This is a genomic window from Vibrio sp. R10-SG3-ISO10, assembly GCF_059834185.1.
On the sequence record NZ_JCBDHG010000024.1, the window covers coordinates 273,791 to 284,726 of the forward strand.

Annotated in this window: 7 protein-coding genes, 1 rRNA gene and 1 other annotated feature; of the genes, 4 read left to right on the plus strand and 4 right to left on the minus strand. The window is 45.6% G+C overall.

Annotated elements, in window-relative coordinates:
* Window positions 1-59: 59 nt before the first annotated feature.
* The 4 genes from pheA to AC6R16_RS20895 all read right to left on the minus strand — a co-directional run bounded on the left by pheA (window position 60) and on the right by AC6R16_RS20895 (window position 4,421).
* Window positions 60-1,238, minus strand: coding sequence for a prephenate dehydratase (gene pheA / locus AC6R16_RS20880; protein ID WP_004742790.1), 1,179 nt, complete (start codon window positions 1,236-1,238; stop codon window positions 60-62).
* 13 nt (window positions 1,239-1,251) lie between these two features.
* Window positions 1,252-1,372, minus strand: a sequence feature (Phe leader region).
* A 113-nt stretch (window positions 1,373-1,485) separates the two neighbouring features.
* Window positions 1,486-1,812 carry a ribosome hibernation-promoting factor, HPF/YfiA family gene (gene hpf / locus AC6R16_RS20885; RefSeq protein ID WP_069667500.1) on the minus strand — a complete coding sequence of 109 codons (327 nt, stop codon included), beginning with the start codon at window positions 1,810-1,812 and terminating at the stop codon, window positions 1,486-1,488.
* Window positions 1,813-2,156: 344 nt separating this feature from the next.
* Entirely contained in the window at window positions 2,157-3,581 is a 1,425-nt protein-coding gene (locus AC6R16_RS20890; protein WP_500675603.1) for an MltF family protein, read from the minus strand.
* A gap of 114 nt (window positions 3,582-3,695) precedes the next feature.
* Window positions 3,696-4,421, minus strand: coding sequence for an outer membrane protein assembly factor BamD (locus tag AC6R16_RS20895; RefSeq protein WP_004742793.1), 726 nt, complete (start codon window positions 4,419-4,421; stop codon window positions 3,696-3,698).
* 135 nt (window positions 4,422-4,556) lie between these two features.
* Here AC6R16_RS20895 and rluD point away from each other — a divergent pair, with 135 nt between their 5' ends.
* From rluD to AC6R16_RS20915, 4 genes are all read left to right on the plus strand, one after another.
* Window positions 4,557-5,537 (plus strand): 23S rRNA pseudouridine(1911/1915/1917) synthase RluD, encoded by a 981-nt coding sequence (rluD, locus tag AC6R16_RS20900; RefSeq protein WP_004742794.1) that lies wholly within the window; start codon window positions 4,557-4,559, stop codon window positions 5,535-5,537.
* Window positions 5,538-5,541: 4 nt separating this feature from the next.
* The gene (gene pgeF, locus AC6R16_RS20905; RefSeq protein WP_500675604.1) at window positions 5,542-6,270 is read left to right on the plus strand and encodes a peptidoglycan editing factor PgeF; all 729 of its coding nucleotides are present in this window, start codon (window positions 5,542-5,544) and stop codon (window positions 6,268-6,270) included.
* Between the two features lie 112 nt (window positions 6,271-6,382).
* The gene (gene clpB, locus AC6R16_RS20910) at window positions 6,383-8,956 is read left to right on the plus strand and encodes an ATP-dependent chaperone ClpB (RefSeq protein ID WP_500675605.1); all 2,574 of its coding nucleotides are present in this window, start codon (window positions 6,383-6,385) and stop codon (window positions 8,954-8,956) included.
* A gap of 533 nt (window positions 8,957-9,489) precedes the next feature.
* Window positions 9,490-10,936, plus strand: a 16S ribosomal RNA gene (locus tag AC6R16_RS20915); the annotation flags it as partial.

Genomic DNA, 10,936 nt, shown 5'->3' on the forward strand with positions numbered 1-10,936 from the left:
GAATATTAATAAATTGTGTCAGCTACTAAGTGGTATTTATTTGAGCTATGTAGATATATTTATTGTAGTTTTACTTGTGTAGGTTTCACATTTTCGCTTGGGTAACATCCAAGAACTTTCAGATGTTTTGTGATCTTAGTTAGCTCGTTAAGTGCTTGTTGCATAGCTTGAGAGTCTAGGTGAGCTTCAAGATCGACATAAAACATCTCTTCCCAAGGATTACCCATAATAGGACGTGACTCCAGTTTGGTCATGTTGATGCCGTAGCGCTGCAGAACCAATAGTGTTTCGACCAGTGAACCTGCCTCTTGTGACGTCGACATGATCAAGGTTGTTTTTGCTGGAATTTGAGCTGATACCTCGACAGGCTTACGTGCGACGATAATAAAGCGCGTATGGTTTTCTGTCTGATTGGCGATGTTGCCTTGAATCGGCTGCAAGCCATACAGTTTTCCACTTGACGCATTACCGATCGCAGCGACATCTGAGCGATTCATCTCTTTAACTTTACGCATCGCATCTGCGGTACTCGCGCAAGACTCCAGCTTAACACCGTCTAGCTTGCTTAAGAACTCACTGCATTGAGCGTGGGGTTGTGGGTGTGAGTAAAGTGTTTTTATCTCTTCTAAACGTAGCTCTGATGTGGCAACCAAGCAGTGTTCAATTGGCAAAGTTAGTTCACCGACGATGTAAAGCGTGGTGTGTTGTAGAAGGTCATACACCTCATTGATCGAGCCTGAGCTGGTATTTTCAATCGGTAACACGCCATAGTCCGCATGGCCTGACTCCACAGTGTGTGTGACTTCTCTGAAGTGTTCGCAGTTCAGTTCAATTAGTTCAGTGTTCTTGCGGCTGAAGTACTCTCGGCTTGCAAGGTGCGAGTATGAGCCTTTTGAGCCAAGGAAAGCGACGCGAGCGAGTGGCTTGCGGCTCAACTCAGGATTCGCCAGATTTTGTAGGTATGACTGTTGAAGGAGGACTGAGTCTTCAATAATGGTATGGAAAAGCTTGGTGATGTACTGGGCATCAAGCTGGTATTTTTGGTGACCATTATTGATTAGCTTAACCAAAAGTTGCTGTTCTCGATCGGCATCGCGAACAGGTTTTGAGGTTTGTACTTTGCTTTTTGCTACTTCAATACTCATTTGGCGACGCTCAGACAGGAGCTGGAGTAGTTGGTCATCCAGTTCGTTTAAACGCAGTCGTATTTCATCAAGTGAGTATTTTTGGTCAGTCATCCTGGTATTCCTTATAAAAAAAGCCTCCCTTTGGGAGGCTTTCTGTTCGTTTTTGACTTATCTTTCGAAAACGCGAGAGCCTCCAAGCTTAGTGGAGAAAAAAGAAGTCAAAAAAGAACAGAGTGGTTTGGTGCATAATCATCAACTAAGTAGTGAACCCTTGAACACAATAAGCAACACGCTATAGGGCGTCAAGCAAAAAAATAGCGCCCATCGGCGCTATTTTTACAATCCTCTAAATTTAGCTTTATTCAACTTCTTCCTCAAGCTCTGGCTTCTCAGTACGGCGTGCTTCTGGCTTGTGGCGTAGTTTGTTTAGCTGACGTTCTAGTTTCTGTTCTACCTCGTTAACGGCAGCGTATAAATCTTCGTGAGTGGCGGACGCAATAAGTTGCCCTTTAGGTACGGTGATTACAGCTTCAAATTTCTTCTGTTTGTTCGGCTCCTCGCTGAAGCTTGCCTGACAACCGATAATGTCTACTTGCCACTTTTCTAACTTTTTAAATTTGCTCTCAATGTGATTGCGGATTGCAGAGGTGATGTCGATATTTTTACCAGTGATGTTTACTTTCATAGATGTTTTCCTCTGTGTCATCCCTCATGGGTTAACTCCAGATTACTTATCCAAGGGTAAAAAGATGTGATCCAAATCACTTTTTGATGGGTGGTTTTAGGCGTTGAAATTAAACGTGATCTATCTCAAATACTAGGTTGATTATGAGTCGAAAAAGCTTGTATCACTGGAGAATCTCATTAGATTGGGAAGGGTAACACGCTAAAATTCAACTGTTTTTTAGGGACTTTCTGCGACCTAATAAAAACACTTGATTGCGAATTAACCGCCTGCAAAATGTGAATTAAATTCCATTTTCTTCTCAACTCTCATTTCTGTCTCTTTGCTGTTAGCTTGCTATCTTGTTAAGGCTCTTCTGCAACTCCGTTTAGTGCGGCCTGATTTTCTCTTATTAGTCTCAGTGAGTTGAGTTGCTTGTAGATGATGAAATAGCGGTTGATATTGGAGACATAATGGACGGGTTCTCGTCCAATGTTTCTTCGAGCCATGATTTCAACATTGCGAAACCACTTATTGGGGTCATAGCCATTCTTTTCAGCCAGTCTGCGCATCTTACGAATATTTGCGGGGCCTGCGTTATAAGCCGCCAGCGCGAAGTAGACTTGGTCTTCGGGTAAGATGTTTTGTTCGCTAAAATAGCGGTCTTTAACAAATCGCATGTATTTCACACCAGCATGGATATTGTTGTCGACTTGGTAAATATCTGGGATGTTGACGTTAGGGTCTTTCGCCGTACTCGGTAAAACTTGCATCACACCGACAGCCCCTTTGTGCGATACCTTACTTTGGTCTAGCCCTGACTCTTGAAAGCCTTGAGCAGAAATCATCAGAGAATCGAAGTTATATTGATCCGAATAGAGCTCGAAGATCGGAGTCAGGGATTCTAGTTTATTAATGTGGTTCGGATTTAAGATTCGTTTAAGCCATTGAGTATTACCCAGATACTTACCATAAATAACATTACCGAGCAGGGTGCCTGAGCGATAATCCTTGAGATATTTATTCACAAAGGCTTCGAGTTTAGGGCTGTTTTTGCGCATAGCCCAACCTATTTGCCCTTCTTCACGCAGAGGAACATTTGAATGAACTTGGATGTTCTCCATCACTTTTAGCCACAACTCGGCCTTGTGGCTATCAAGTATGGTTGCGGGAATGTGTCCCTGATTGATCATTTCAACCAGTTCGTAATCTTGCAATGTTTCTTCAACGAATCGAATAGTGATGGGTTGTAAAGATTGGCTATCGAGTTGTTGGTTAAGCTTTTGCAGGCTTTCGAAATAACTGGAACTTGCGCGAACCCAAATTTCTTGTCCACTAAGTTGCTCTAATGACACGATTGGCTCAATGGCGTTATGGGTAACCAGTAGCTCCTGAACACCTTTTAGAACTGGTGCACTAAAATCGATGTTTTCTAGCCTAGATTGGGTAATAGTTAAGTTGGCGACCACTAAGTCTCCATAGCCCTGTTCAAGGGAAGGGATTAACTCATCGCGGTGTACGGGAATAACTTGTAAGTTAAAGTAAGAAGATCGCTGACGTAATTCTTTTTCGAAGTGATAGAGAAGTTCTGCAAGTATTCCTTTGGGTTTGCCCCCCTCAACATAGTAAAACCCCAAATCAGCAGCGACGAGAACTCTGATAACCCCTTTTTTTTCAAGCGCAGGAAGGTCGCCAAAATAAGGCTGTTTCTTTAACGGCGACAAAGAAAGAGCTTGTGCGCACTGGATTGACAGGGAGATTAGTAGTATTGAAACAACTGCTCGCAGCATGACGGACCTCTAAACAACATGATTAAAATGTAGTTGTAAAGTGGTACGGGCGCAAAAATTAGGTGTAAAAAAAGCGCCAGACTATTAAGGCGCTTCTTCTATTAAATTAGCAAGTTACTGAGGGTTTAGCTCAATGAGTTCCTCAGTTCGCTTAACAGCATCTTCTAAGCCTAGCTGCTGATAGGCTTCAAGCTGAATCTCTAAAGATTTACGTGCTGCTTCTGTATCAGGGTAAGTTTTTTGTAGCTCTTGAGTACGATTAATCGCGGCAATCCATGCTTCACGGCGTAGGTAAAAGTCAGCTGTGGCCAAGTCGTAATTCGCTAGTCGGTTTTTAAGTGCATACATACGTTTTTGTGCATCTTCCGCATAAGGGCTAGCAGGGTAACGTTCTAGCAGCTTCTTAAAGTCAGCAAATGCTTTTTTCACTGGCTCTGGGTCGCGATCGCTACGATCCATGTTAAACACGTCATGCATAAAGTTACGATCTTGCGCCATATGAGTAAGGCCGCGCATATAAAGTACCCAATCTAGTTTTTCATGAGTTGGATTAAGGCGCATAAAGCGTTCTATTGTTGCCAAGCCCAGCGCTAAATCGTCGTTTTTGTAGTAGGCGTAGATAAGGTCAAGTTGCACCTGCTCTGAGTAAGCACCAAATGGGTAGCGAGAATCTAGCGCTTCCAGTTTGCTAATTGCAGTCAGCCAGTTACCACTTTGAAGCGAAACCTGTGCTTCTGAGTAAAGCTCAGATGGTGGCACATCTGGCACAACTTCTTCGCTGCTAGAGCAGCCTACCAGTACGGATAATGCCAACAAACCAGATAAAGTATGCTTTTTCATGTCAGGATTCGATTCCTTGAGATAAATATTTCTGTTGCTTCCGTTACTTTCTTCGGCGTAACGGATACAATGTCCAAATAGTATATTTTTCCACAGTAGTGACAATTAGTCTCACAGTTTTTAAAAAAGTTCGATATGGCTCAGCAGATTGAATTAACAAATACAGTAAAAGATAGCCAATTAGGTCAGCGTTTAGACCAAGCTATCGCCGAATTATTCGCCGACTTCTCACGTTCTCGCCTCAAAGAATGGCTTCTGAATGGTAAAGTTCAAGTGAACGGAGAGGTAATCACCAAGCCACGTACCAAAGTGATGGGCGGCGAAGAGATTACTCTGCAAGCGGAACTTGAAGATGAAGAGCGTTGGGAAGCGCAAGATATTCCATTAGATATCGTTTATGAAGATGACGACATCATGGTGATCAATAAGCCACGTGGCTTTGTGGTTCACCCGGGTGCCGGCACGCCAGATGGTACAGTGCTTAACGCATTGCTCCATCATTACCCTGATATTGCGGAAGTACCGCGTGCGGGTATCGTGCACCGTCTTGATAAAGACACCACAGGTTTAATGGTGGTTGCTAAGACGGTTCCTGCTCAAACACGTTTGGTTCGTGCTCTTCAGAAAAAGCGTAATTTCGTTCGTGAATATGAAGCGATTGCTATCGGTCGTATGACCGCGGGTGGTCGTGTCGAACAACCAATTGGTCGACACTCGACGAAACGGACCTTGATGGCTGTAAGCCCAATGGGTAAACCGGCGATCACGCATTATCGAGTAGCGGAACATTTCCGCGAGCATACTCGTATTCGTCTTCGCCTAGAAACCGGACGTACTCACCAGATCCGTGTTCATATGTCTTACCTGCAGCATCCGCTTCTAGGTGACACTGCATACGGTGGCCGTGCTCGTATACCAAGTGGTGCTTCACAAGAGTTGGCGGAACACATCCGCTCTTTTGATCGCCAAGCTTTGCATGCGGTTATGCTTAAGTTCGAACATCCAATCACGGGTGAAGAGGTTGAGTTCCACGCACCAGTGCCAGATGACATGGTAGAAATGGCAGAAGCACTTCGCCAAGATACCCGTGAGCATGGCTTAGAAGACGAGTACTAAACCTATGGATCTGATCGTCCCTAACTGGCCAGCTGCAAAACAGATTAAAGCCTTTGCTTCGACGCGATGTGACGGCTTTTCGACTGGCGTGTATCAAGGTTTAAACTTAGGTACTCATGTTGGGGACGAACTGGCAAAGGTTGAACAGAATCGTCAATGCCTCACCGAACAGGCAAACATGCCAAGTGCGCCTGTTTGGCTCAATCAAACTCATTCGACAGTCGTTGAAGAGGTGAATGCTCCAACTAGTCAGGTTCTAAACGCTGATGGAGTTTTCACTTCCACTACTAATGTTGTTTGCTCGGCAATGACGGCAGATTGTTTGCCTGTGCTGCTAACCAATGTTCAGGGAACGCAAGTTGCTGCTGTTCATGCTGGATGGCGCGGGCTTGCCAGCGGCATTGTTGAAAATGCGGTTGAAAAGTTTGATGGTGAAGTCATGGCTTGGATTGGACCTGCTATCGGTGCTCAAGTATTCGAGGTAGGTAAAGACGTTGTTGACGCCTTCGTTTCTATCGAAGCAAATGCGATGGCGGCATTTACTCCACGCAAGCAAGAAGGGAAGTGGCTAGCTGATATGAATCAACTGGTTACGCAAAGATTGCAACGAGCAGGAGTGAATCAAGTTTATTACAGCGAACTGTGTACTTTTGAAGATGCAGAGCGCTTTTACTCCTATCGCCGCGATGGGGTAACTGGGCGCCAAGCGACATTTATCTGGATCGAAAATTAATCGTCTGTTTTCATAGCGGAAACAGACTCTCTCCCCTTGAAATTCCCGCCTAGCGTATCCATCTTTCATACTGGTTAGTTAATTTTTTCTCAGTTGAGGTAGGAAGGTAGGTATGCGTCTTGACAGATTTACTAGCAAATTCCAAATCGCTATATCTGACGCTCAATCATTGGCTTTAGGCCGAGATCATCAATACATCGAACCTGTGCACCTAATGGTGGCACTGATGGATCAAAATGGCAGCCCAATTCGCCCACTTTTGACCATGCTTAATGTTGATGTTACCCATTTACGCTCTAAGTTAAGCGAAATTCTAGACCGATTACCTAAAGTGAGTGGTATCGGTGGAGATGTGCAGCTATCGAGTGCGATGGGCACCATGTTTAACTTGTGCGATAAAGTTGCACAGAAACGTCAAGATGCTTATATCTCATCTGAAGTATTCCTGCTTGCTGCCTTAGAAGATAAGGGGGCTTTAGGCGCTCTACTGAAAGAACTGGGTCTAACTGAAGCGAATGTTGCTGAAGCAATAGATAAAGTTCGTGGGGGACAAAAAATCAATGACCCTAACGCCGAAGAGTTACGCCAAGCTTTAGAGAAGTTTACCATCGACCTTACTGAGCGTGCAGAACAAGGCAAGCTTGACCCCGTTATCGGCCGTGATGACGAAATTCGTCGTACTATCCAAGTGTTGCAGCGCCGAACCAAAAACAATCCGGTGATCATTGGTGAACCCGGTGTTGGTAAAACAGCAATTGTTGAAGGTCTTGCTCAGCGAATTATTAATAATGAAGTGCCTGAAGGTCTTCGTGGCCGTCGGGTCCTATCCTTAGATATGGGCGCACTGGTAGCGGGGGCTAAGTATCGCGGCGAGTTTGAAGAACGTCTTAAGTCGGTATTGAATGAACTGTCTAAAGAAGAGGGTAACGTCATTCTCTTTATCGACGAAATTCATACCATGGTCGGAGCGGGTAAAGGCGAAGGCTCTATGGATGCAGGCAATATGCTTAAACCTGCACTTGCCCGTGGTGAGCTTCACTGTGTTGGCGCGACGACACTGGACGAGTATCGACAATATATAGAGAAAGATCCTGCGCTTGAGCGCCGTTTCCAAAAAGTGATCGTTGATGAGCCGAGCGTTGAAGATACTGTAGCGATTTTACGTGGTTTGAAGGAACGTTATGAGCTTCACCACCATGTAGAGATAACTGACCCTGCGATTGTAGCGGCTGCAAGCCTATCTCATCGTTACGTCTCTGATCGTCAGCTTCCGGATAAAGCGATTGACCTTATTGATGAGGCGGCTTCGAGCATCCGTATGCAGATCGACTCTAAACCAGAATCGCTCGACAAGTTAGAACGCAAGATCATTCAGCTTAAGATTGAACAGCAAGCCCTAACCAATGAACATGATGACGCAAGTGAAAAGCGTCTAACCATCTTAAATGATGAATTGGCCGAGAAAGAGCGCGCGTTTGCCGAACTTGAAGAAGTTTGGAATGCAGAAAAAGCGGCCTTGTCTGGTACTCAACATATTAAGTCTGAGTTAGAGCAAGCAAGAATGGATATGGAGTTTGCCCGCCGAGCGGGTGACCTCAATAGAATGTCCGAGCTTCAATATGGCCGTATTCCAGAACTCGAAAAACAGCTCGACCTTGCGACTCAAGCAGAAATGCAAGAGATGACCTTGTTACGTAATAAAGTCACGGATAACGAAATCGCAGATGTTCTGTCGAAGCAAACAGGTATTCCGGTATCTAAGATGCTTGAAGCAGAGAAAGAAAAACTGCTGCGTATGGAAGATGTGCTTCACAAACGCGTTATTGGTCAAACTGAAGCCGTTGAAGTGGTGGCGAATGCGATTCGTCGCAGCCGAGCTGGCTTATCCGATCCAAATAAACCCATTGGCTCGTTCTTATTCTTAGGTCCAACCGGCGTTGGTAAAACGGAACTATGCAAAACGTTAGCAAGCTTTATGTTTGATAGCGAAGATGCAATGGTGCGTATCGACATGTCTGAGTTTATGGAGAAACATTCCGTTGCTCGTTTAGTTGGTGCTCCCCCAGGTTATGTTGGCTATGAAGAGGGCGGTTATCTTACCGAAGCCGTTCGTCGTAAACCATATTCAGTGATCTTGTTAGATGAGGTAGAGAAGGCGCACCCAGATGTTTTCAATATATTGCTCCAAGTGCTAGATGATGGTCGCCTCACCGATGGACAAGGTCGAACGGTCGATTTCCGTAATACCGTTGTTATCATGACCTCCAACTTGGGCTCAACTCGAATTCAAGAAAACTTTGGTTCGCTAGATTATCAGGGGATGAAAGAGCAGGTCATGGATGTGGTCGGCAAGCATTTCCGCCCAGAGTTCCTTAATCGTGTTGATGAAAGTGTTGTCTTCCACCCACTAGGTCAGGACCACATCAAGTCAATTGCCTCTATTCAATTGGAGCGTTTATCTAAGAGAATGGAAGAGAAAGGTTATTCACTCGATGTTTCTGATAAAGCGCTAGATCTGATTGCCCAAGTGGGCTTTGATCCTGTGTATGGTGCAAGACCACTTAAAAGAGCCATTCAGCAGAGCGTGGAGAATCCATTAGCTAAAGCGATTCTGGCAGGGAAAGTCATTCCGGATAAACCGGTCAAACTGCTGGTGAACAACGATCAGATTATTGCGCATCAGTAAATCTACTGCTTGAACAAGAAAAAGAGCCCTATTTATGGGCTCTTTTGTTTTCTTTTTAGACTTATTGTTCGTTTGCTGAGCGAACGGATTAAAGTTGGTGATTTTTTTTGATTTTGCTCTTGTGCTTCAAAGCTAACTCTCTATAATGCGCCTCCGTTGTCACGGGATACCGAGCTGAAAAGCAATGACAACAGAGACGGTGAAAGTTAAGCATTAACTTTCGAAGAAATAACGAAAAAAGTGTTTGACACTAGAAGTTATATCGATAAAATGGCCGTCCGTTTTGAGCAGAGCCCAAAACGAAGTTCTTTAAAAATATAGACCTATCAATCTGTGTGGGCACTCGTTGATGATAATTCAAATAGATACTTCGGTATCAATTTAGGTTTCAATGATACGAAGTGACCATTCGAATTGGGAAGCAGCCTTGAGCTGTTTTGTTTCACTTTTTCAAAAGTGAAAACCAATAAGAGCACAGTCAATTCAAACATTACTTATGTAATGTTCAGTATTCATTGAGCCGACAAAATCTTAAATTGAAGAGTTTGATCATGGCTCAGATTGAACGCTGGCGGCAGGCCTAACACATGCAAGTCGAGCGGAAACGAGTTAACTGAACCTTCGGGGAACGTTAACGGCGTCGAGCGGCGGACGGGTGAGTAATGCCTGGGAAATTGCCCTGATGTGGGGGATAACCATTGGAAACGATGGCTAATACCGCATAATAGCTTCGGCTCAAAGAGGGGGACCTTCGGGCCTCTCGCGTCAGGATATGCCCAGGTGGGATTAGCTAGTTGGTGAGGTAAGGGCTCACCAAGGCGACGATCCCTAGCTGGTCTGAGAGGATGATCAGCCACACTGGAACTGAGACACGGTCCAGACTCCTACGGGAGGCAGCAGTGGGGAATATTGCACAATGGGCGCAAGCCTGATGCAGCCATGCCGCGTGTATGAAGAAGGCCTTCGGGTTGTAAAGTACTTTCAGCAGTGAGGAAGGCGGGTACGTTAATAGCGTGCTCGTTTGACGTTAGCTGCAGAAGAAGCACCGGCTAACTCCGTGCCAGCAGCCGCGGTAATACGGAGGGTGCGAGCGTTAATCGGAATTACTGGGCGTAAAGCGCATGCAGGTGGTTTGTTAAGTCAGATGTGAAAGCCCGGGGCTCAACCTCGGAATTGCATTTGAAACTGGCAGACTAGAGTACTGTAGAGGGGGGTAGAATTTCAGGTGTAGCGGTGAAATGCGTAGAGATCTGAAGGAATACCGGTGGCGAAGGCGGCCCCCTGGACAGATACTGACACTCAGATGCGAAAGCGTGGGGAGCAAACAGGATTAGATACCCTGGTAGTCCACGCCGTAAACGATGTCTACTTGGAGGTTGTGGCCTTGAGCCGTGGCTTTCGGAGCTAACGCGTTAAGTAGACCGCCTGGGGAGTACGGTCGCAAGATTAAAACTCAAATGAATTGACGGGGGCCCGCACAAGCGGTGGAGCATGTGGTTTAATTCGATGCAACGCGAAGAACCTTACCTACTCTTGACATCCAGAGAACTTTCCAGAGATGGATTGGTGCCTTCGGGAACTCTGAGACAGGTGCTGCATGGCTGTCGTCAGCTCGTGTTGTGAAATGTTGGGTTAAGTCCCGCAACGAGCGCAACCCTTATCCTTGTTTGCCAGCGAGTAATGTCGGGAACTCCAGGGAGACTGCCGGTGATAAACCGGAGGAAGGTGGGGACGACGTCAAGTCATCATGGCCCTTACGAGTAGGGCTACACACGTGCTACAATGGCGCATACAGAGGGCGGCCAACTTGCGAAAGTGAGCGAATCCCAAAAAGTGCGTCGTAGTCCGGATTGGAGTCTGCAACTCGACTCCATGAAGTCGGAATCGCTAGTAATCGTGGATCAGAATGCCACGGTGAATACGTTCCCGGGCCTTGTACACACCGCCCGTCACACCATGGGAGTGGGCTGCAAAAGAAGT